The organism is Marimonas arenosa (assembly GCF_030848945.1).
Taxonomy (GTDB): domain Bacteria; phylum Pseudomonadota; class Alphaproteobacteria; order Rhodobacterales; family Rhodobacteraceae; genus Marimonas; species Marimonas arenosa.
Genome location: NZ_JANHAX010000007.1, coordinates 167,905 through 189,941, shown reverse-complemented (window position 1 = coordinate 189,941; position 22,037 = coordinate 167,905). Strand labels below are relative to the sequence as shown.

Annotated in this window: 21 protein-coding genes; 9 read left to right on the top strand and 12 right to left on the bottom strand. The window is 62.8% G+C overall.

Annotated elements, in window-relative coordinates:
- The first annotated feature begins 6 nt into the window (after nt 1-6).
- The 5 genes from NO357_RS19565 (at nt 7) to NO357_RS19545 (ending at nt 5,463) form a co-directional block, all read left to right on the top strand.
- The gene (locus NO357_RS19565; RefSeq protein WP_306737431.1) at nt 7-1,572 is read left to right on the top strand and encodes an ABC transporter ATP-binding protein; all 1,566 of its coding nucleotides are present in this window, start codon (nt 7-9) and stop codon (nt 1,570-1,572) included.
- A 14-nt stretch (nt 1,573-1,586) separates the two neighbouring features.
- A complete protein-coding gene (locus tag NO357_RS19560; protein WP_306737430.1) occupies nt 1,587-2,684 on the top strand; it encodes an ABC transporter permease in 1,098 nt (365 codons plus the stop codon).
- Entirely contained in the window at nt 2,684-3,649 is a 966-nt protein-coding gene (locus NO357_RS19555) for an ABC transporter permease (protein WP_306737429.1), read from the top strand. Before NO357_RS19560 ends, NO357_RS19555 begins: the two co-directional genes overlap by 1 nt.
- Before the next feature lie 118 nt (nt 3,650-3,767).
- Nucleotides 3,768-4,691 (top strand): sulfite exporter TauE/SafE family protein, encoded by a 924-nt coding sequence (locus NO357_RS19550; protein WP_306737428.1) that lies wholly within the window; start codon nt 3,768-3,770, stop codon nt 4,689-4,691.
- A 1-nt stretch (nt 4,692) separates the two neighbouring features.
- Nucleotides 4,693-5,463 (top strand): TIGR02186 family protein, encoded by a 771-nt coding sequence (locus tag NO357_RS19545; RefSeq protein ID WP_306737427.1) that lies wholly within the window; start codon nt 4,693-4,695, stop codon nt 5,461-5,463.
- A 6-nt stretch (nt 5,464-5,469) separates the two neighbouring features.
- On the opposite strand, the gene NO357_RS19540 is transcribed toward NO357_RS19545, so the two are convergent.
- The 6 genes from NO357_RS19540 to NO357_RS19515 form a co-directional block, all read right to left on the bottom strand.
- A complete protein-coding gene (locus NO357_RS19540; RefSeq protein ID WP_306737426.1) occupies nt 5,470-6,999 on the bottom strand; it encodes an ATP-dependent DNA helicase in 1,530 nt (509 codons plus the stop codon).
- A gap of 45 nt (nt 7,000-7,044) precedes the next feature.
- Nucleotides 7,045-7,677, bottom strand: a complete 633-nt coding sequence (locus NO357_RS19535) for an acyl-homoserine-lactone synthase (protein ID WP_306737425.1) — start codon at nt 7,675-7,677, stop codon at nt 7,045-7,047.
- Between the two features lie 86 nt (nt 7,678-7,763).
- Nucleotides 7,764-8,510 (bottom strand): helix-turn-helix transcriptional regulator, encoded by a 747-nt coding sequence (locus NO357_RS19530; protein ID WP_306737424.1) that lies wholly within the window; start codon nt 8,508-8,510, stop codon nt 7,764-7,766.
- The gene (locus NO357_RS19525) at nt 8,428-8,637 is read right to left on the bottom strand and encodes a hypothetical protein (protein ID WP_306737423.1); all 210 of its coding nucleotides are present in this window, start codon (nt 8,635-8,637) and stop codon (nt 8,428-8,430) included. Before NO357_RS19525 ends, NO357_RS19530 begins: the two co-directional genes overlap by 83 nt.
- Before the next feature lie 214 nt (nt 8,638-8,851).
- The gene (gene ccrA / locus NO357_RS19520) at nt 8,852-10,141 is read right to left on the bottom strand and encodes a crotonyl-CoA carboxylase/reductase (RefSeq protein WP_306737422.1); all 1,290 of its coding nucleotides are present in this window, start codon (nt 10,139-10,141) and stop codon (nt 8,852-8,854) included.
- Between the two features lie 132 nt (nt 10,142-10,273).
- Nucleotides 10,274-11,653, bottom strand: coding sequence for a 1-acyl-sn-glycerol-3-phosphate acyltransferase (locus NO357_RS19515; RefSeq protein WP_306737421.1), 1,380 nt, complete (start codon nt 11,651-11,653; stop codon nt 10,274-10,276).
- A 137-nt stretch (nt 11,654-11,790) separates the two neighbouring features.
- On the opposite strand from NO357_RS19515, the gene NO357_RS19510 reads away from it, so the two are divergent.
- From NO357_RS19510 to glyA, 4 genes are all read left to right on the top strand, one after another.
- Complete coding sequence (locus NO357_RS19510) at nt 11,791-13,758, top strand: ethylmalonyl-CoA mutase (protein WP_306737420.1); 1,968 nt, start codon at nt 11,791-11,793, stop codon at nt 13,756-13,758.
- A gap of 69 nt (nt 13,759-13,827) precedes the next feature.
- A complete protein-coding gene (locus NO357_RS19505; protein ID WP_306737419.1) occupies nt 13,828-14,271 on the top strand; it encodes a GNAT family N-acetyltransferase in 444 nt (147 codons plus the stop codon).
- Nucleotides 14,272-14,282: 11 nt separating this feature from the next.
- On the top strand, nt 14,283-14,987 hold the full coding sequence (gene deoD, locus NO357_RS19500; RefSeq protein WP_306737418.1) for a purine-nucleoside phosphorylase: 705 nt from the start codon (nt 14,283-14,285) through the stop codon (nt 14,985-14,987).
- A 19-nt stretch (nt 14,988-15,006) separates the two neighbouring features.
- Complete coding sequence (gene glyA, locus NO357_RS19495; RefSeq protein ID WP_306737417.1) at nt 15,007-16,305, top strand: serine hydroxymethyltransferase; 1,299 nt, start codon at nt 15,007-15,009, stop codon at nt 16,303-16,305.
- Between the two features lie 139 nt (nt 16,306-16,444).
- Here glyA and NO357_RS19490 read toward each other — a convergent pair whose 3' ends face one another.
- From NO357_RS19490 to NO357_RS19465, 6 genes are all read right to left on the bottom strand, one after another.
- A complete protein-coding gene (locus tag NO357_RS19490) occupies nt 16,445-17,287 on the bottom strand; it encodes an urea carboxylase-associated family protein (RefSeq protein WP_306737416.1) in 843 nt (280 codons plus the stop codon).
- 187 nt (nt 17,288-17,474) lie between these two features.
- Nucleotides 17,475-18,647 (bottom strand): type III PLP-dependent enzyme, encoded by a 1,173-nt coding sequence (locus NO357_RS19485; RefSeq protein ID WP_376744406.1) that lies wholly within the window; start codon nt 18,645-18,647, stop codon nt 17,475-17,477.
- Between the two features lie 184 nt (nt 18,648-18,831).
- A complete protein-coding gene (locus tag NO357_RS19480; protein WP_306737414.1) occupies nt 18,832-19,041 on the bottom strand; it encodes a hypothetical protein in 210 nt (69 codons plus the stop codon).
- Nucleotides 19,042-19,089: 48 nt separating this feature from the next.
- Complete coding sequence (locus NO357_RS19475; protein ID WP_306737413.1) at nt 19,090-19,806, bottom strand: hypothetical protein; 717 nt, start codon at nt 19,804-19,806, stop codon at nt 19,090-19,092.
- A 14-nt stretch (nt 19,807-19,820) separates the two neighbouring features.
- On the bottom strand, nt 19,821-21,464 hold the full coding sequence (locus tag NO357_RS19470) for an FAD-binding dehydrogenase (protein WP_306737412.1): 1,644 nt from the start codon (nt 21,462-21,464) through the stop codon (nt 19,821-19,823).
- 115 nt (nt 21,465-21,579) lie between these two features.
- The gene (locus tag NO357_RS19465; RefSeq protein ID WP_306737411.1) at nt 21,580-21,933 is read right to left on the bottom strand and encodes a WD40/YVTN/BNR-like repeat-containing protein; all 354 of its coding nucleotides are present in this window, start codon (nt 21,931-21,933) and stop codon (nt 21,580-21,582) included.
- Nucleotides 21,934-22,037: the final 104 nt, after the last annotated feature.

The following is a 22,037-nucleotide window of genomic DNA, read 5'->3' as shown; positions in this document are numbered from 1 at the left end:
CGCCGCATGCAGGGGGGCAGAGTTACGGAGCGGCGGGCAACCGCCGCTCCGGCCATCGAGCTGAGGGGCATTTCCAAGGCCTTCGGCCCGGTACAGGCCAACAAGGATATCTCGATCCGGGTGATGCCGGGCACGATCCACGGCATCATCGGCGAAAACGGCGCCGGCAAGTCGACGCTGATGTCGATCCTCTATGGCTTCTACAAGGCCGACGCCGGTGAGATTTTCATCAACGGTCAAAAGACCCAGATCCCCGACAGCCAGGCCGCAATCCGCGCCGGCATCGGCATGGTGTTTCAGCATTTCAAGCTGGTGCAGAATTTCACCGTGCTTGAAAACATCATCCTTGGGGCAGAAGACGGCGGCCTACTGAAGCCGTCGCTGGCGAAAGCGCGCAAATCGTTGATCGCGCTGGAAAAGGAATACGGTCTCAAGGTCGATCCCGACGCCCTGATCGAAGAGATCGGTGTGGGCAAGCAGCAGCGGGTCGAAATCCTGAAAGCGCTCTACCGCCAGGCAGAAATCCTGATCCTCGACGAGCCTACCGGCGTTCTAACGCCGGCCGAGGCCGATCAGCTGTTCCGCATCCTGGCGCGGCTCAAGGCAGAAGGCAAAACCATCATCCTGATCACCCACAAGCTGCGTGAGATCATGGAAATCACCGACACCGTCAGCGTCATGCGCCGCGGAGAGATGACGGCGACGGTAAAGACCTCTCAGACCAGCCCCGAGGAGCTGGCCGAGCTGATGGTCGGCCGCAAGGTGCTGCTGCGGGTCGACAAGGCGCCGGCCAAACCGGGGGCTGAGGTGCTTTTGGTCGATGACCTTCGCGTCACCGACGAAGACGGGGTTGAGCGGCTCAAGGGCATCTCGCTCAAGGTTCGCGCTGGCGAAATTCTCGGCGTTGCGGGCGTGGCCGGCAACGGTCAGTCCGAGCTGCTGGAAGTCCTGGGCGGCATGCGGCCGGCCACGGGCCAGGTCAGTATCAAGGGCGAATCCATTGACCTGACAGGCAAACGCTCCGACGGCCAGTCACGCCGCTCGCGCGGCATCGCGCATGTTCCCGAAGACCGTCAGCACGAAGGCCTGATCATGGACTTCGCGGCCTGGGAGAACCTGATTTTCGGCTATCACCACGATCCCGAATATCAGGCCAACCGGCTGTTGATGGACAATTCGGACGTCACCCAACTGGCCGCGAGGAAGATGGAACGGTTCGATGTGCGACCGCCCAACCCGCGGCTCACCGCCAAGAGTTTTTCCGGCGGCAACCAACAGAAACTCGTGCTGGCCCGCGAGATCGAGCGCAACCCCGACCTGTTGCTGGTCGGCCAGCCGACCCGTGGCGTCGATATCGGCGCCATCGAATTCATCCACAAGCAGATCATCGCGCTGCGCGACGCCGGCAAGGCGATCCTGCTGGTGTCGGTCGAACTGGACGAGATCATGTCGCTTTCGGACCGGATCGCGGTGATGTTCGACGGCCGCATCATGGGCGAACGCCTACCCAGCCAGACCGACCAGACCGAACTCGGCCTGCTGATGGCCGGAATCGATCCGGATACCGATTAGGGAGGAACGGCTTAATGGAAAAGATGCCGAAATGGGCCGACGCCGTCCTGGTGCCGCTTTTGAGCCTGCTGATGGCTGCGATCCTCTCGGCCATCGTGATCTTCGCGATCGGCGAGGACCCGGTGGCGGCTTTCAAGCTGATGGTCGACGGGGCGCTGATGCGCAGCGCGGGATGGGGATACACGCTCTACTATGCCACCAATTTCATCTTCACCGGGCTGGCGGTGTCGGTCGCGTTCCACGCCCGTCTGTTCAACATCGGCGGCGAGGGCCAAGCAATGCTGGGCGGACTGGGTGTAGCGCTGGTCTGCCTTTACATCCCCTGGCCGCACTGGACTCTGGCGATCATCGGCGCTTCGATCGGCGGTGCGATTTTCGGCGCGGCGTGGGCCTTCGCCCCGGCTTATCTGCAAGCCAAGCGCGGCAGCCACGTGGTGATCACCACGATCATGTTCAATTATATTGCCTATTCGGTGCTGAACTACCTGCTTGTCAACGTGCTGATTGCCAAGGGCTCAATGGACCCAGCCACGCCGAAGTTTCCTGAAGCCACCCACCTGCCCACCTTTCGCGACATGTTTTCGACCGCCGACACGATCCTGTTCCGCGGCTCTCCGGCCAATGTGTCATTCTTCCTGGCGCTTTTCGCCTGCGTCTTCGTCTGGCTGCTGATCTGGCGAACCCGGCTGGGATATGAAATCCGCGCATTCGGTCATTCCGATACGGCAGCCAATTACGCCGGCATCTCGGCCGTCAGGATCACCATCGTTACCATGCTGATCTCGGGGGCGTTAGCTGGTTTGATGGCCGTAAACACCACCCAGGGCGAGGCCGAGCGGCTGATCCTCAACCCAACCGAAGGTGCGGGCTTCATCGGTATCGCCGTGGCGCTGATGGGGCGCAACCACCCTGTCGGCGTCTTCATCGCGGCACTTTTGTTCGGCTTCCTCTACCAGGGTGGGGCCGAGCTGGCGCTGTGGACCAATATCCCGCGCGAGTTGATCGTGGTGATCCAGGCGCTGGTGATCCTTTTCACTGGCGCGCTCGACAACATGGTGCGGATGCCGCTGGAACGCCTCTTCCTCGCCTTCCGCCGGAAGGAGGCGCGTTGATGGACTTCACCACCCTCCTGTTGGTGCTCGATTCGACGGTGCGGCTGGCCACGCCGCTGCTTCTGGCCTGCCTGGCAGGGCTTTTTTCGGAACGCGCGGGTATTTTCGACATCGGGCTCGAAGGCAAGATGCTGATGGCAGCGTTCTTTTCGGCCGCCGTCGCCTATGCCACCGGCAATGTCTGGCTGGGGCTTCTGGCGGGCATCGCCTCGTCGATGGCGCTGTCGGCGATCCACGGATTGGCCTCGATCACCTTCCGCGGCAACCAGCTGATCTCGGGCGTGGCGATCAATTTCCTGGCTGCCGGTGTAACCGTAGTGGTGGCGCAAAGCTGGTTCCGGCAAGGCGGGCGCACGCCATCGCTGGAAGGCGCCTCGCGCTTCAACCCGATCGAGTTGCCGCTCGCCGAAAGCTTGAGCGGCGTGCCGCTGCTGGGTCCGATCTATCACGAGCTGGTCTCGGGTCACACCGTTCCGGTCTATGCCGCCTTCGCCGCAGTGCCGTTGACCTGGTGGATTCTCTTCCGCACCCGCTTCGGGCTGCGCCTGCGCGCAGTGGGCGAGAACCCGGAATCGGTCGATACCGCTGGTGTGTCGGTCATCGGTTTGCGTTTTGCCGCCGTGGCGATTGCTGGTCTGCTTTGCGGCATCGCCGGCGCATATCTCGGGACCGCCCTGCAGGCGGGTTTTGTCAAGGACATGACTGCGGGCCGCGGCTTCATTGCCCTGGCCGCGCTCATCTTCTCGAAATGGCGGCCCTGGCACGCGCTTTATGCCACGCTGCTGTTCGGCCTGCTGCAGGCCATCGCGGTGCGATTCCAGAACATTGACCTCGGCGGCTTCGTTATCCCGGTGCAGTTCATGGAAGCCCTGCCCTATATCCTGACAGTCGTGATTCTGGCCGGTTTCGTTGGCAAGGCCATACCGCCACGTGCGGGCGGCGAGCCGTATGTGAAGGAAAGATAGGCTTTCCCCAGAAAAACATTCGAAATTCCTGATGTTTTTTCCACCTGTGCCAAAATGCCCCGCCAAAGGGCATTTCTGCCGGCTTGATCACCGGTATCAAGCGGCGCTAGTTACGCCCATGCAAATCTATCTCCCCATCGCCGAAGTTTCGGTCAACGCGTTTCTCCTGCTCGGTCTTGGCGGGCTGGTGGGCGTTCTCTCTGGCATGTTCGGCGTGGGGGGCGGTTTTTTGATGACGCCGCTGCTGTTCTTCATCGGCATTCCGCCTGCCGTTGCAGTGGCGACCGAGGCGAACCAGATCGTGGCATCTTCGTTTTCTGGTGTGCTGGCGCATCTCAGGCGCAAGACGGTCGACATCAAGATGGGGGGCGTGCTGCTGGTCGGTGGCCTGATCGGGGCCGCACTTGGCGTGATGCTGTTCAACTATCTGAAATCACTGGGCCAAGTCGATTTGTTGGTCAAGCTTTGCTATGTCGTCTTCCTCGGCATTATTGGCGGCCTGATGTTCGTTGAAAGCCTGAATGCGATCCGCCGAGCCAAGAAATCGGGTGGCGCACCAGTGCCGAAGCGGCGGCAGCGCACCTGGGTCCACGCTCTGCCGTTCAAGACCCGGTTCCGCACCTCCGGTCTTTATATTTCCGTCATCCCGCCTGCAATCGTCGGCGTTGCCGTGGGCGTTCTGGCCGCGATCATGGGGGTCGGAGGCGGCTTCATCATGGTTCCGGCCATGATCTATATTCTCGGAATGCCGACAAAGGTGGTGGTCGGAACCTCGTTGTTGCAGATCATCTTTGTGACGGCCTTCACCACGCTGCTGCACGCGACCACAAACTATACGGTTGATATGGCGCTGGCGGTTCTGTTGCTGGTTGGCGGCGTGATTGGCGCCCAGATCGGCACCCGCATCGGCGTGAAGCTCAAGGCGGAACAGTTGCGTATCCTGCTCGCGGCAATGGTTCTTATGGTTTGCGGCAAGCTGGCCTACGATCTGCTAGTGCAACCCGCCGAGCTCTATTCCATCGGCGTGACGGGAGGGCACTGAGATGAAACGTCTGGCCGTCCTCCTGATCCTCATTTTCACCGCCACCCTGCCTGTCCACGCCAATGAAGACGTCGTTCTGGGGCTCAGCCAGAACCGCATCGCGATCACCGCCAATTTCGACGGCTCGGAAATCCTGATCTTCGGCGCGGTCAAACGTGACGGACCAATCCCGGCAGGCAATCCACTCGATGTCGTCGTTGCCATCGAAGGACCGTCGGCCGCCCTGACCGTGCGCCGCAAGGAGCGCAAGTTCGGCATCTGGGTGAACACCGACACGATGCACGTCGACTCTGCGCCAGCCTTCTATGCTGTCGCCGCCAGCGGCCCGCTGAAAGAGGTTCTGACCGAAACCGAAGATCAGCGTCACCACATTTCAATTCCCGAGACGATCAAAGCGATCGGCGCCACGGAGGAAGTGGCCGACCCGCAACCCTTCACTGATGCGGTGATCCGAATCCGAGGCGCAAGCGGGCTGTACCAGATTCTCGAAAACCAGGTCGAGATCGCCGAACAGACACTATTCCGCACCTCGGTCGCGCTGCCGTCGAACCTCACAGAAGGCCACTACAAGACCCGCGTCTTCCTGACTCGCGATGGCAAGGTAGTGTCGCATTACGAGACAACGATCGACGTGCAAAAGGTTGGGCTCGAGCGGTTCCTCTTTAATCTGTCTCGGGAAAAGCCACTGATTTATGGACTGATGTCGCTGGCCATAGCCATCGCTGCCGGCTGGGGCGCGTCAGCCTTCTTCCGTATCTTCCAACGCACCTGACGGGGCTCAATCTGGCTCCTCGGCCGCCAGTTCCAGCGGCACCGCCGGCGCGACCAGATCCTCAGTCGTTAGGGGATGGGTTGGCTTGGAAAGCCGGTTGCGCACCACCCAGCAAAGCCGTTCCTGCGCCCGCGTGATCGCCACATAGGCCAAGCGCTTCCATAACGGCTGACCTGCCTCCACCCGTCCCATCCGGGCCGCGGCGTAGAGGTCGGGGGCAAACACCTGAACGGTCTCCCATTGCGAGCCTTGCGCCTTGTGGATAGTGACAGCCGCGCCATGCAGGAACGTTGCGCCCATCCTCGCGGCAAAGGGGATGAAGGGTTCCTCCTCGTCCGGTTTCTCGATCTTCACGATCGAGGCCGCCGACACCTGCGGATCAGGCGCTCCGATAACATGCAGTCGCGAAAAGCCCGGTTTGCGCCCCGGACCGAGATAGACCACCTGCGCGCCCTTGATAAGCCCACGCGCCTCGAGGTCGAGCCGCCGCTTGCGGTGTTTCAAGGGCAATTCAATCCCGTCGCAGATCAGCGGCTCGCCGGGCAGAAGCGCGTCCTCGGGCGCACCGTGAACATTGCGGAAGGCCTGGATCAGCCGGATTCGTGTGGCGTTGCGCCAGACCAGCACCGGGCTGCGTGCCATTAGGTCGACCTCGACACGGCTTGCCCAAACCACCCGATCGTCGCGCTGCGCAGTCTCCTCGACCAGGCGCTCGAAATCCTCGAAGCCCAACGCCGGATCGGAGAGCGCGTGCGCCAGATCAAGGATTGGGCTCGATGCCTCCTGCCGGTGGATGCGGTGCAGCTCCAACTTGGCGGCTTCGTCAAGCCGATCGAACACCATCGCCCCCGACTGGTTCACCGGGGCAAGTTGAGCCGGATCGCCGAACAGAATGAGGATCGGGAAGATCTCTTGCAGATCCTCGAACTGCTTGTCGTCGAGCATCGAAGCCTCGTCGACGAACCCGATATCCAAAGGTTCGTCCCGCCGTTTCCAGCCGGTGATGAAATCCGACCCGCGCAGCCCTGCCGCCGCCAGCGCCCCAGGGATCGAACGGTTGATTTTGTAGAACGCCGCCGCGCGGTCGAGCGCAGCGTCGGTCAGCGCCTCAATCTCAGGTCGCTCGCCCTCGCCTGCCAACCACTCGGCGATGCGTTCGTATTGCGGGTCGTAGACGGGAGTATAGATAATGCGGTGGATGGTGGTGGCAGGCACACCCTGCATCCTGAGAACGCTCGCGGCCTTGTTCGTGGGGGCCAGCACCGCCACGCTGCGCCGGTCCTTCCGACGTCGGCTTTCGTAGTCGCCCGAGACCACCTCGACTCCGCAATCCTCTAGCGCCTTGAACAATTCGCTCAGAAGCAGGGTCTTACCCGACCCGGCCTTGCCCAAAACCGCCCAGACCATACTCTGGCCTTCGCGCGGCGGGAGCAGGCTGCCTTCGTCGAGGTCCACACCCAGCGGCAGAAATGCCTCGGCGATGCGGTCGAATGCCTCGGCCTGGTCATGAGAGAAGGTGATTGCCGGCAGGGTCATGGGGCGACCCTATCGCCCCCCTATCACATGCACAATGATCGCCGCTCAGGCGCTTTGATGTGCGCGCTCATGATGGCCGAAGCTGCGCGCAAACCACAAGCGCACGAGTGTCGGTGAGATCCCCGCACGACGTGCCACCTGCCGATGCGCCTCCGGCGTGAAGTCCCACAATCCCACGGATGTCTTTGCCCGTCCGGACCCTTGGGAACCCAGCACATCGGGCGACGCGCCGATTCTGGAATAGACTCGTACCATTGGCGCGTCGAAGATGCCGACGAAATGCTCCACCCCAAACTGGCGCATGATCTCACCCCCGCCGAGCATCAGCGCCGCCGCCACCTGCGGTCCAGATGTTCGCGACAGGCAGAACCGGGTGCATTCCCAGATAACCGGGCTTTCGATCCGCACCCCACCTGTGAGATGCAGGAAATGGTCGTTGACCATGGTTGGCCCTGTGGTGGGTAAAAGCCGCAGCGACCCGCCATGGGTACCGTCAGGGTTCTGCCAAATCACGTAAAGTGGGTTTTCCCGGTCATACTGATCACGCTCCTCCCTAGCGGCGTTCACCGTCACGTCCCAGCCCAGACGATCGCGGAACTGCATGGCGCGGTCGCAATACATGCCATGGGCAAGTTTCAGGAATGGACCGAGGTCATTTTCATAGATGAACCGAAGCATTGGCTGCCCCTTTCCGTATCAGAGCGGGGTAACCTAAAGCGCGCGAGGTTAACGGATGTCTGCACCTCCGCCCGCCGCGAAAACGTTCAGATAACGATCAGACCGCGCGACAATGCGCGCGCCACGGCATGGGTCGTGTTCACAGCTCCGAGCTTGAAGCGGGCTGACTCGATATATACCCTTAACGTGTGTTCCGAGATCGACAGCGTCTCGGCCACTTGAGCCCGGCTGTAACCCATCGCCAGAAAGGTCATCGCGTCAACTTCGCGTGGGCTCAGCGCCTGGGCCTGTTCGGGCGCGCGATCCGGTTCGAGCTCCAGCGCAGCATGATTGAAGAAATGCGCGATCAGGATCAGTTCGCGGCGGTTCTTCTCGGTGAACTCGGCCCAGGTGGCATCGTCGCAGTTGTGCGACACGGTGAACAGCGCGAACTGCCCGTTGGGGCCGCGGATCGGCACGGAATAACCCTGATTGCCAACACCGAAGCCCTGAGCCTCGGCCTGGAACGCGCGGGCCGCCTTGCCGGTCCAGTCCAGTCGCTTCCAGTCAACCGGGTGAAACCGCTGGTAGCAGCCCTGTATCACCGGATCGACGCGCAGGTAATCCTTTTCAACATAGCGTTGCACCCAGTCGTCCGAATAGGTGCCGAATCCGTATTGCTGACCCGAACTCGACACCCAGTGATAGACGAGATGATCGATTTCGAAGTAGTCGCGCAGCTGTTCGGACACGCTCTGCAACTGATCGAATTCAGAGGCGCGTTCTAACTCCGCTAGGATCTTTTCCAACCGTCCCTTTTGCCGGCTCTGCGTCAACGCGCGATCCTTCCCCATCGGATGCGATCTCGGCAGCTGCGACCAGCGACGCGTCCTCGAGTTGCTCGGCCAACGCCACCAGACCGTTGGCTTTCGCAAAAGCCTTCAGGTCGGTGAGTACATCCAGTATCCAGTCGTTTTTCATCACGATTCTCTCTTATTAGTAGTTAACGAAGTGTTAACACAACTTTATCATGTGGCTGGATTTCGCGAAATTCGCGGTTCTTTTCTCCCCAGAAATGGCGAGGCCGCGACGCACCGGTTCAGGGCGATCCGGAATACACCTGACGCCAAGAAAAGCCCGCGAATCGTCGATCCGATTCGCGGGCGTCGTTTTCTTTTTGCGATTGCCGGGCGGGTCAGCCCCTGGCGGCCTCAAGCACATCCTCAACCGTACGTAGACCGGTCTTCGGGGCCTGCACCAGCACGGCCATGTTTCCGGGTTTGTGCTCGTTGCGCAGCATCTTCATATGCGCCCGCGGAATCTCATCCCACGGGAAGACCTCGGACATGCAGGGATCAAGCCGCCGCTCGACCATCAGCCTGTTCGCCGCCGCGGCTTGTTTCAGGTGTGCAAAGTGCGAACCCTGCAGGCGCTTTTGGTGCATCCACATGTAACGCACGTCGAAGGTCGTGTTGAAACCCGACGTCCCGGCGCAGATCACAACCATGCCGCCCTTTTTCACCACCAGTGTCGAAACCGGGAAGGTCGCCTCGCCGGGGTGCTCGAACACCATGTCCACGTTCACGCCCTTGCCGGTGATGTCCCAGATCGCCTTACCGAACTTGCGGGCCTCTTTCAGCCACTCGAAATATTCCGGGCTGTTCACGGTCGGCAGTTGACCCCAGCAATTGAAGTCCTTGCGGTTGATTACGCCTTTGGCGCCCTGGTCGAGCACGAACTGGCGCTTGCTTTCGTCTGAGATAACCCCGATCGCATTGGCGCCGGCCGTGTTTGCCAGCTGGATCGCATAGGAGCCCAAGCCCCCCGAGGCGCCCCAGACCAGGACGTTCTGACCGGGTTTCAGCTCGTGCGGGTGATGCCCAAACAACATCCGATAGGCGGTGGCGAGCGTCAGTGTGTAACAAGCGCTTTCTTCCCAGGTCAGGTGCTTGGGGCGTTCCATCAACTGCTGTGCCTGCACCCGAGCGAATTGGGCAAAAGAGCCGTCACCGGTCTCATACCCCCAGATCCGCTGGGTCGGCGAGAACATTGGGTCGCCGCCGTTGCATTCCTCGTCGTCGCCGTCGTCCTGGTTGCAGTGGATCACGACCTCGTCGCCCACCTTCCAGGTCTTCACCTTGTCGCCCACGGCCCAGACGATGCCCGAGGCATCCGACCCGGCGATGTGGTAGTCCTGCTTGTGAACATCGAATGGACTGATCGGCTTGCCGAGGCCGGCCCAGACGCCGTTGTAGTTGACGCCCGCGGCCATCACCAAGACCAGCACTTCGTGGCTATCTATTTTCCACGTGTCGACAACCTCGACCTGGAACGACTTGTCGGGCTCGCCGTGGCGTTCGCGGCGGATCGCCCAAGCGTACATCTTCTTGGGCACATGGCCCAGCGGCGGCATCTCGCCGATCTCGTAGAGGTCTTTTTCCGGTGCGTCGTACGCCGCGATCCCGGTTTCGGTATCCAGTGCCATGTCGAGCTCCCTAGTCATCTTGCCGCGATGCAGAATCGCGCCGTTGTCACCCGAAATATCGGCGCATACGCAACAATGCAATGCTTCCTATGGGTCATTTTGAAATTTTATAACCGCGCAGTTGCAGAAATTTCAGCCGACTTCGCCGCGTACGCGAAAGAGATGGCCGATGGAAGCCGCATAGTATTCCATCAAAGGACGATCTTCGGACGAAACCGCGAAACAGCCGTCACGCTCAATCGCGACGCGCCGGCGGCGCAAGTTACGCAGGCCGACCTCGACGGCATAGCTGTAATCGTCGCGCGGAATGTGCACATGGGCGTTGTGCAAGTCTTCCACAAGATCCTTAACCGCCTCTTCCAGAGCCGCACGCGTCAGCGGCGCCTCGGCCCACAAGAGCGCAGTTGCGACCAGCGGCACCGGCAGAACCGGTACTTCCTGACCAATGCGGCGCATCAACTCCTGCGCCAAAGGTTCGACAACCTCCGGGCCACTCTGTGCGGTACTGAACGCCCGGAGCGATACCGGTGCGCCAAAGCTGACAGCGGCATAGCCGAAGCGGTGATATTTCCCGCGGATCCGCAGCCAGAGCTGCTTCGTCAGAAATTTCGCCAAGACCGATATTTTTGCCCGGAACCGGCGTTCCCCCGCCTGCCCGGCGGCCACCAGGATGCGGTCCTCGAACACCCGGTCATAGTTCAGCGCCACCGGCACGAAGACGACGTCACGACCGTCGGGATCGTGCCCCTCAACGATGTATTTAAGGATCCCCATCCGCGGCTTGGCCAGCGCCCCGTCGAGCGACAACCCGCCCTCGGGAAATACCGCCTGCATCACCCCGCCATCGGTCGCCAGCCGTACATACCGGGCCAGAACCTTGCGATAAAGCGCCCCGCGGGATTTGCGGCGAATGAAATAGGCCCCCATCGCCTTGATCAGCCGGCTGAGCGGCCAAACCCGCGCCCATTCACCGACGGCATAGCTAAGCGCGCTGCGCTCGGCCGCCAGGTAAGTTACCAGAACGTAATCCATATTTGACCGATGGTTCATCACGAACACCACAGTCGCGTCGGGGTCAATCTCGGACAGCTTGTTTTCGGCATAGTGCCCGAGACGCACGCGGTAGAGTGTGGTGCTGATCAGTTTCGCCAGTCGGATCGCGAAACCGAAATAGAGCGACGCGCTGAACGACGGCACGATTTCACGGGCATATCGCTGCGCCGTCTCGAAGGCCACGTTTTCAGGAACGCCCTCCTCCTGGGCATGTGCGGCGATCGCCTTGGAGACCTCTGGATCATAGATCAGCCGTTGGATCATGTCGTGGCGACGGGCAAGCTTGAACGGCTGGATCGGGCGTTCGAGGCTCTGGTTCAGCCGAGCCACCACGCGTTCCATCCGGCGGCGGAAAAACCAGCGCACCGAGGGCAGCATGATCTTGTCCAGCGCCGCATAAGCCGCGAAGCCGGCGATCACCAGAAACAGCCAGAGAGGCATTTGAACGGGCGAGAACATGGCGGCAGCGTGACAGGGAAACCGGCCCGCGTAAATCACCTCATGCCGCAATGCAGCGAATTGACAGCGCCACAAAATTCCAAGTATCTACAGCAAGACGAAAGAAAATTGCCCGAACCGATTCACGAGGCCCGCCCATGTCGCAACCGCAGAAAGACCGTCCCTGGATTATCCGCACCTATTCGGGGCACTCGACCGCCAAAGCCTCGAACGAGCTATATCGCTCGAACCTGGCCAAGGGTCAGACCGGTCTGTCGGTGGCCTTCGACCTGCCGACCCAGACAGGATACGACAGCGACCACGTGCTGGCCCGCGGCGAGGTCGGCAAGGTCGGCGTGCCGGTCTGCCACCTGGGCGATATGCGCACGCTGTTCGACCAGATCCCGCTGGAACAGATGAACACCTCGATGACGATCAACGCGACCGCGCCGTGGCTGTTGGCGCTTTATATCGCAGTGGCCGAGGAACAGGGCGCCGATATCGCGAAACTTCAGGGCACAGTACAAAACGATATCATTAAGGAATACCTAAGCCGCGGCACGTATGTCTGCCCGCCGAAGCCATCACTGAAACTGATCGGGGACGTGGCCGAGTATTGCTACACGAACGTGCCGAAATGGAACCCGATGAACGTGTGTTCCTATCACCTGCAGGAAGCGGGCGCGACGCCCGAGCAGGAACTCGCTTTTGCATTGGCCACGGCAACAGCGGTGCTGGACGAGTTGAAGGACAAGGTGCCGGAAGAAGATTTCCCGGCGCTGTGCGGGCGGATTTCCTTCTTCGTCAACGCCGGCATCCGGTTCGTCACCGAGATGTGCAAGATGCGCGCCTTTGTCGATCTGTGGGACGAGATCCTGCAGGACCGTTATGGCGTAGAGGACCCGAAATTCCGCCGTTTCCGCTATGGCGTGCAGGTCAACAGCCTGGGCCTGACCGAGCAGCAGCCGGAAAACAACGTCTATCGCATCCTGATCGAGATGCTGGCGGTGACGCTGTCGAAGAAAGCCCGCGCCCGGGCGGTGCAGCTGCCGGCCTGGAACGAGGCACTCGGCCTGCCCCGTCCGTGGGATCAGCAATGGTCGATGCGGATGCAGCAGATCATGGCGTTTGAGACCGATCTGCTTGAATACGAAGACCTTTTCGATGGCAACCCGGCGGTCGACGCCAAGGTCGAGGCGCTGAAAGATGGAGCGCGGCACGAGCTGGCGACGCTCGATTCCATGGGCGGGGCGGTGGCGTCGATCGAATACATGAAATCGCGGCTGGTGGAGTCGAACGCCGAACGGCTGGGCCGGATCGAGGCCGGGGAAACCGTGGTCGTCGGCGTCAACAAATGGACCGAAGGCGAGCCAAGCCCGCTGATGACCGGCGATGGTGGAATCATGACGGTCGACCCGGCGGTCGAGGCTGAACAGATCGCGCGGCTGAACACCTGGCGGGCCGAGCGGGATCAGGCGGCGGTCGAGCAGGCGCTCGCCGATCTGCGCACGGCCGCAAAGACGGGGGCCAACGTCATGGGCCCGTCGGTCGCCGCGGCCAAGGCGGGAGCCACAACTGGCGAATGGGCCGCCGTAATGCGTGCCGTTTTCGGCGAATACCGCGGGCCGACAGGGGTTTCCGGCTCACCCTCGAACAAGACGGAGGGGCTGGACGACATCCGCCAGGCGGTGGATGCCGTTTCCGACCGGCTGGGCCGTCGGCTGAAATTCGTGATCGGTAAGCCGGGGCTCGACGGCCATTCCAACGGTGCCGAACAGATCGCCTTCCGCGCCCGCGACTGCGGCATGGACATCGACTATCAGGGCATCCGCCTGACCCCGGAAGAGGTTGTAACGGCGGCGAAAACCGAGGCCGCACATGTCGTGGGCCTGTCGATTTTATCAGGGTCGCACATGCCGCTGGTAGAAGAGACGCTGGAGCGGATGCGCGCCGCGGGGCTGGGCCATGTGCCGGTGATCGTGGGCGGCATTATCCCCGACGAGGATGCTAAGCGTCTGCGCGAGTTGGGCGTGGCGCAGGTCTATACGCCCAAGGATTTCGAGCTCAACACCATCATGATGGACATCGTGGCGCTGGCCGATAAAGAGGTTGCTGCGGCCGAGTAAGCCCCCCTTTCCAATCGCTTGAAAATGGCGCTAGGCTGAGGCTCGGCGCCATTTTCTTTGCGAGGGACCATGCCCGATCTGACTATCCGGCCGATCGCGCCCGGCGACGCGGACGACTGGCGCCGGCTTTGGACGGCCTATCTGGAATTCTATGAGGCGAGCGTGCCTGAAGCGGTCTACGCAGCCACGTTCAAGCGATTGTGCAACAAGGAAAAAACCGATCAGAACGGACTCCTCGCGCTGCTGGATGCGCGGCCTGTGGGGCTGGTGCATTACATCTTTCATGCGCACAACTGGAAGGTGGAAGAGGTTTGCTATCTTCAGGATCTCTATGCCGACCCGGAGGTGCGCGGCACCGGCGTGGGCCGGGCGCTGATCGAAGCGGTCTATACGGCGGCGGATGCGGCGGGCAAACCCTCGGTTTATTGGTTGACCCAGGAGTTCAACGCCACGGCGCGGCGACTGTACGACCGCATCGCCAATGTCACGCCGTTCATCGTCTATCGCCGCTGAAGGAGAACCTTATGAGCATTCACATTGGGGCCGTACCGGGCAAGATTGCTGAAACCGTTCTGATGCCCGGCGACCCGCTCCGGGCCAAATGGGCCGCCGCGACCTTTCTGGACGAACTGGAATGTGTCAATGAAACCCGAGGGATGTTGGGTTTCACCGGATTATGGAAAGGCAATCCCGTGACCATCCAGGGATCGGGTATGGGGATGCCGAGCCTCAGCATCTATGCCAATGAGCTGATCAGCGACTTCGGCGCAAAGACACTGATCCGGATCGGCTCCTGCGGGGCGATGCAGGAAACCGTCGGAATACGCGATCTGGTCATCGCGATGACGGCGAGTTCGATTTCGACCCCGTCGCGGGGCGTCTTCAGGGAATTGAATTTCGCCCCTTGCGCCGATTTCGGGCTGGTTGAAAAAGCGGTTGCGGCGGCGCGGCATAGGGAGGTCAAAACCCATGTCGGCGGGATCTATTCGGCCGATGTCTTCTATGATGAACGCCCTGATCTCAACGAGCAGATGACCCGTCACGGCATCCTGGCGGTCGAGATGGAAGCGGCGGAACTTTACACCGTCGCCGCACGTTTCGGAGTGCGGGCGCTGGCGGTGCTGACGGTCTCGGACCACTTGTTGACGCATGAGGCGCTGCCGAGCGAAGACCGGGAGCGCAGCTTCGGTGACATGGTGGAGATCGCATTGGAGGCGGCTTTTGGTTAACCTTTCCAGACGGGATTGGGTGCCCGAGCCCAGCGAAACCCTTGTTCAGACCATCGCCGCCCGCGTGGCAGACGAAACCACCGAAACGATTGCACGACGGATCGAGGATCTGGCCCGCGAGAACCGGATCATCCACGAAAAAGATTGCTTCAATCTTAACCCGGCGACCAACGTGATGAATCCCCGCGCCGAGGCGCTGCTTGCGTCGGGTATCGGCACCAGGCCGTCGCTGGGATACCCGGGCGACAAGTACGAGATGGGCCTTGAAGCCATCGAGGAAATCGAGGTGATCTGCGCCGAGCTCTGCGCCGAAGTGTTCGGAGCGAAATACGCCGAAATCCGGGTGCCGTCGGGGGCAATCGCCAATCTCTACGGGTTCATGTCGCTCTGCAAACCCGGCGACCAAATCATTGTGCCACCTGCAAAAATCGGCGGCCACGTGACACATCACGTGGATGGCTGCGCCGGGCTTTACGGGCTGAAAAGCCACGCCGCCCCGGTCGATGCCGATGGCTATTCGGTCGATCTCGACGGGCTGGCGCGGCTGGCCGAAGCTGTGAAACCGCGCCTGATCACTATTGGCGGGTCATTGAATTTGTTCCCGCATCCGGTTCGGGAAATCCGTAGAATTGCCGACAAAACCGGGGCTTACGTACTGTTCGACGCGGCCCATCAATGCGGCATCATCGCCGGCAGGGCGTGGAAGAACCCGCTCGACGAGGGCGCCCATCTGATGACGATGAGCACCTACAAATCCCTGGGTGGGCCGCCTTCGGGTCTGATCGTCACCAATGTAGCAGAGATCGCCAAGCGGCTGGATTCCATCGCTTTTCCGGGAATGACAGCGAATTTCGACGCGGCGAAATCGGCCGCTCTGGCGATGGCGATGCTGGACTGGAAAGACTATGGCAAGGCGTATGCGCAGGCCATGATCGATACCTCAAAGGCGCTGGCCAAGGCTCTGAAAAACGAGGGGATTCCGGTTTTTGAGGGCAAGGGCGGCGCGACCGAAAGCCATCAGTTCGCGGTGCTGGCCGAAGGCTTCGGCGGCGGGCAGACGGCGTCGAAAAAGCTGCGCAAGGCGGGGTTCCTGGCCTGCGGGATCGGCCTGCCTATAGCAGAAGTTCCAAATGATCTCAATGGCTTGCGGATCGGAACGCCGGAACTGGTGCGGTGGGGGATGGGCGTGGACGACATGCCCGAACTGGGGCGCCGGATTGCGGCGGCGTTGCGGACGAATGCTCCGGAAGACATCGCAGAAGCGACCGCAAGATATCGCGGCTTATTCAACCGTCTCCACTACGTCCACGAAGGTTAACCGGCGACGGTTAGCGGAACTGCGCTGTATGGCTGCCTGGCTGGCAAGCTGGCTGGCCGCCTGTCTGGCGCGCGGTGGCGCAAGATTCAAGCAAGGGTCGGGTTAACCAGGCGTGCGCTAGGCATTTCGAAAGGCCGGGTCAGCGCCCGTGGCTGCGATCGTAGCCATTGACCGGCGGCGGGGTCCAGCCCGCCAGCGCGCCGTCGGCGGGGGCGAAGACCTCGACCAGCAGCGGGTGGCAGGTGGACGTATCGGAGGAATGCTCGGCCGAGCAGTCGCCGCCCGGGCAAGCCGAGAGCGCCCCGAGCAGGTCGATCTCGGCGAAGAATTCGAGGTGATCGCCGGCGCGGACCGGCGAGGCCTTCATGAAATATTGCCCCGTGTCGCGGGTGAAGCCGGTGCACATGAAGACATTCAGCACGTCGTGGACATGCGGTTCGGCCTGCGCCAGCGTCATGCCGGTCTCGTCCGCCAGCGCCCGGGTCAGGTTCGAGTGGCAGCAATGGTGATACTGGCTGCCCGAGAGCAGATTGCCGGTATAGGGGTCGCAGCGGGTGCCGATCACGTCATGCACCGAGCCGCCATACTGGTCGATGCCATACCAGGCAAGCGTGTCTTCGGTGATGGTGGCCATCGGGCGCAGGTAGGGAAAGGCCGACCACATCCGCTCTCCGGTGGTCAGGTGGGTGCCGTGCAGGGCGCGGGTCTTGCCGGAATAGAACCGTTCCGAGAGGTCATTCGCGTTCCACAGGTTGAGGTCGCCCACCTGCGGGCCATCGGGAGCCGAGATGCGGAAGAACTGCCCGGCGGGGACGCGGAAGGTGCAGGCCTCGCGCGGCGGGGCGACAAACTCGCCGGTCTTGACGGCGGTGGCGCGGGCGGCGCGGTAAAGCGCAAGGTCGGGCACGGGCAGGGTTTCGTTGGGATAGCAGATCACCGGGGCGATGGCGCGGCGAAGGGCGGCGTCGGCGGGTTCGGTCATGGGGTGCTCCGTCAAGGGTTTGCCCCAGCATTCGCCGCGGCGCACCCGGTGGCAAGCCCCGACCGTTTTCCGACGCGGAAATCGGTCCGGAAACCGCCACGGTTTCCGGGCGCGCAACCTCGCGACGGGCGCCACCCGAGTCCCGCGTCGGGACTCGGGCCGGAATTCGCCTCGAATTCCGCCGGCGTCAGATCACCACGACGTCGAGCGGCGGGAAACCGTTGAAGCCGACCGAGGCGTAGGACGAGGTATAGGCGCCGCAGTTGCGGATGATCAGCTTGTCGCCCGCTTTCAAGCCCAGCGGCAGGTCGATCATGCGCTTTTCGTAGAGCACGTCGGCGCTGTCGCAGGACGGGCCGGCGAGGATGCAGGGGCCCATACGCTCGTGGTCGCGCGCGGTGAGGAACTGGTAGCGGATCGCCTCGTCCATGGTCTCGGCCAGGCCCGAGAACTTGCCAATGTCGAGGAAGACCCAGCGATGCAGATCATCGTGGGATTTCTTCGACACCAGCAGCACTTCGGCGGCGATGGCACCGGATTCGGCGACCAGGCCGCGGCCCGGCTCGGCCATGACGTTCGGGACATCGCCGAAATAGAACGCGACCAGATCCATCACCCGGGCGGCATACGGGGTCGGCGCCTCGATCACGTCGCCATAGAAGGCCGGGAAGCCGCCGCCGATGTTGAGCAGCGTCAGATCATGGCCGGCGGCGCGGGCTTCGTGCCAGGTGGCGGCGACCTGGCCCAGGATCGGCGACCACATTTCCGGCCGCCGGGTCTGCGAGCCGACGTGGAAGCTGAGGCCGACCGGGACGAGGCCCAGGTCGCGGGCGCGGTCCATCAGGCCGATCGCCTCGGGGGCGGCGCAGCCGAACTTGCGGGTCAGCGGCCAGTCGGCCTGCGAGGCTTCGACGATCAGGCGGATGTAGACGCGGGCGCCGGGGGCGTGCTCGGCGATCTTCTCAAGCTCTTCCTCGGCATCGGCGGCGAACAGGGTGACGCCGGCGTGATGCGCGAAGGCGATGTCGACGGGTTTCTTGACGGTGTTGCCGAACGAGATGCGGTCGGGATCGGCGCCCTGCGACAGGCAGAGCTCGATCTCGGCGCGCGAGGCGGCGTCGAAGCCCGAGCCGAGATTGACCAGCGTCTCGATGATCTGCGGCGCCGGGTTGGCCTTGACGGCATAGTGGATGTGGGCGCGGCCCAGACCGGCCGACAGCGCGTCGTATTGGCGGGCGACGGCCTGAGTGTCGAGCACCAGGGTCGGACGATCGAACTGATGATCGCGGATGTAGGTTTCGACACGGGAAGGGGCAAAGGCGCGCGCGCCAAAGGCGCGTTCGGTAACATGAGCGGTCATGGTCATCTCCAAATGAGACCCCGGACATCTTTCAGCCGGACGGGTTGCAATCAGAGACGTTACCGTCGCTGCATGTGTGCCAGTGAGTACAGAGGCGCGTGCGTTGGCGTCTTGAGCGCGCATTTGGGGCAAGTCGCGAGTCGTTTCAAGAGAAAAAATGCGCGTGGATACATTTTTCTCAGGTTCAGGGGCGCCGGCCGGGACGGAGGCATTCGCGCGGCGGCTGGCCATCCGCGGTGATGGTTTCTGCGCCACAGGCCATACATCTGAATTTACATGATTTTTCACCGTTCCCGCGACCCTGCGCACGCCAGCGACAATGCCGCATGGGGCGGTTCGAAAACAGCAGGATGAGCAGGAAAGCCACGATCAGGCCGGCGATGGCAAAGACCATTCAGACGCCTCCCTGTGCGGCGAAACCGGGTTTTTTGGTGGGCATGGCTCAGCTCCCGCGCTCGTGGCGGCGGCGCCATTCACGGGCATAGACCGACTCCTCGGCGTGTTTGCGGGAGGATGCGGCGGCGCGCGCGGCAACCTCGTCGGGGGTCTCGGGGCGCGCCATAGCCTCGCGGATCTGAGCGGCGCGCTCGTAGGGGATGACCTGCACCATCGGCGTGCCGGCTGGCAGCCGCAACGCGCGCGGCGGGGCCGTCCAGAGGAAGGGGACGTTGACCGGCACGTCCAGCGCATCGCAATCGACCGAACCGGCAAAGGCGTGGAATGGCAGCTCGAAATGGTTGACCGGGTGGAGAAAGCTGGCCGACCAACCCGGCGGCGACTTGACCCGCCATGGGTTGAGGAACTTGAGCGGCTGTGCGCCCTCGAACGGCCCCGGCTGGTCGGCGCCGATCTGACCGGGGTGATGCGGCTCGATCGGGTTGAAGGGGCAGGACGGATCCCAGCGGAAATCCATCTGCCGGGCAGCCGGATCGAATACGGTCCAGACATCGAAGGGCAGCGGGATGATCCAGCCCAGCGCCATCACGTCAGCCACCGGCAGGCAGGCGCGCACGGTGAGGCCGGGCAGGCCGTGAGCGTCGGGCATCCCCATCTCGCGCGGCAGGTCGCGATACCATTCCGGCAGGAAGCGGGCCGCGGGTTGTGGCTCTGGGATATGGCCGTGAAGCTCGGGCGGGCAGAGAAACTCGATCTGGGCCATTCGGTCTCCGGCGGTCAGGCGTTGCGGCCGGCGGCGCGGCCCGAAAAGATGCAGCCGCCCAGGAAGGTGCCCTCGAGCGCATTGTAGCCATGGTAGCCGCCCCCGCCGAAGCCTGCCACCTCACCGGCGGCATAGAGCCCGTCGAACACCGTGCCGTCGGGGCGCAGAACGCGGGATTGCAGGTCGGTATGCAAACCGCCGAGGCTTTTTCGGGTGAGGATCGACAGCCGTACGGCGATGAGCGGGCCCTTGGTGGGATCGAGCAGGCGATGTGGTTTGGCGGTGCGCACCAGCCGGTCGCCGCGATAGGCGCGAGCGCCATGGATAGCGGTGATCTGAGCGTCCTTGGAAAAGGGATTGGCGATCTGGGCGTCGCGGGCCTCGATCTGGGTCCGGATCCTGGCGGGGTCCAGAGGCGCCTTTGGCGTTAGTGCGTTCATGCCGGCGAGAAGTGTGTCTAGGTCATCGGCGACGACGAAATCCTCACCATATTGCTTGAACGCCTCGACCGCTTTCGTCGCCCCTTTCGAGAAGGTGCGTTCCTTCAGCACTTCCCACAGCTTGCCAGAAACGAAATCGGGGTTCTGCTCCGATCCCGAAAGCGCGAATTCCTTCTCGATAATCTTCTGGGTCAGGATGAACCAGCTGTGTGCGTGCCCGGTTTGCAGGATGCGTTTCAGGGTCGCGAGCGTGTCGAACCCGGGCAGACATGGGGCCTCCATCCGCTCGCCCAGCGCGTCGAACCACATCGAGCTGGGCCCCGGCAGCACGCGGATGCCGTGGTTGGGCCAGATCGGATCCCAGTTCTTCAGCCCTTCGGTGTAATGCCACATCCGGTCTTCGTTGATCGCCCCTGCACCGGCTTGTTTGGCGATTTCTGCCATCTGTCCGTCGACATAGTCCGGCACACCCGACACCATGTGTTTGGGGGCCGGACCGAGGCGCTCTTCGGGCCAGACAGAGCGGACGAGATCATGGTTGCCACCGATGCCGCCGGTGGTGAGGATCACGCTGTCGGCGGCATAGTCAAATTCACCCACCACCTCGCGGCTGGTCGACGCGCCGCGGCGGGCATGGTCGAAGGCCAGCATTTCACCGCGCACGCCGGTGACACGGCCGTCTGTGACGTCGAGCCCGGTGACGCGGTGACGGAAGGCAAACCGGAGCGTGCCGACGGATTCAGCGGCCTGGGCCAGCTCGACATAGGGCGCGACGATGCCTTCGCCTGCGCCCCACGTGATGTGGAAGCGCGGCACGGAATTGCCGTGGCCGGTGGCCAGCCCGCCGCCCCGCTCGGCCCAGCCGACCACCGGAAACCAGCGCATGCCGATCTGCTGTAGCTCCGACCGCATCGGGCCGGCGGCATAGTCGAGATAGGCTTCGGCTACCTTGCGCGGGTTCTCGTCCTCGGGCCGGTCGAACCGGGCAGAACCCAACCAGTCGGCGCGGGCCAGGTCGAGGCTGTCGCGGACACCCATGCGGCGCTGTTCCGGCGTGTCGATCATGAAGAGGCCACCGAGGCTCCAGAAGGCCTGACCGCCGAGCGACTGCTCACCCTCCTGGTCGATCAGCAGGACAGACTTGCCGCGGTTCGTGGCCTCGTTCGCAGCCACCAGCCCCGCCAGTCCGCCACCCACGATGATGATATCCTGGCTCATGCCGCGTCCTCCCCTTCGGGCCACGCTAAGGGAGAGCGGGTGCGACTGTCCAGCGGGGCGGGCCCGGCGTTCGGGGAAAAGCGCCCTGCCCCGAATAGCCTCGGGCGCGGCCCGCCTATCGCCCGACCGCAGCCGGACCATACCCTCGGGCGCGTATCGGGCGACCATGCCGCTTCTTCCGCGCCATCACCTCGACCGAAAGAACCGTTGGCAGATGGCGGGCGATTTCATCCCGGGTTTCGCCCTCGTCGAAGCTGGCGAAAATCGATCCGGTATTGGTCCCGGAATAGACGCCCGCCGGACCGGACCGGTCGACCGCCATGGCCTGACGGAGCACCGTGAAGTAGCAGTTCTCGGCTGGCAGGCCCGTTTGGCGGGATGACCAGCTTGCGCCGCCATCGGTGGATTTCCACACCGCGGCCGCAGCGCCGGGCGGATAGCGTCCGGCCTTGTCGCCGTTGCGTGGCATGACCCAGAGTGTGTCAGGGTCGCGCGGATGTACGCCGATGGCGAAGCCGTAGGCCGACGGCAGGCCCGGCGTGATGGCGTCCCAATGGCGGCCACCATCGGGGC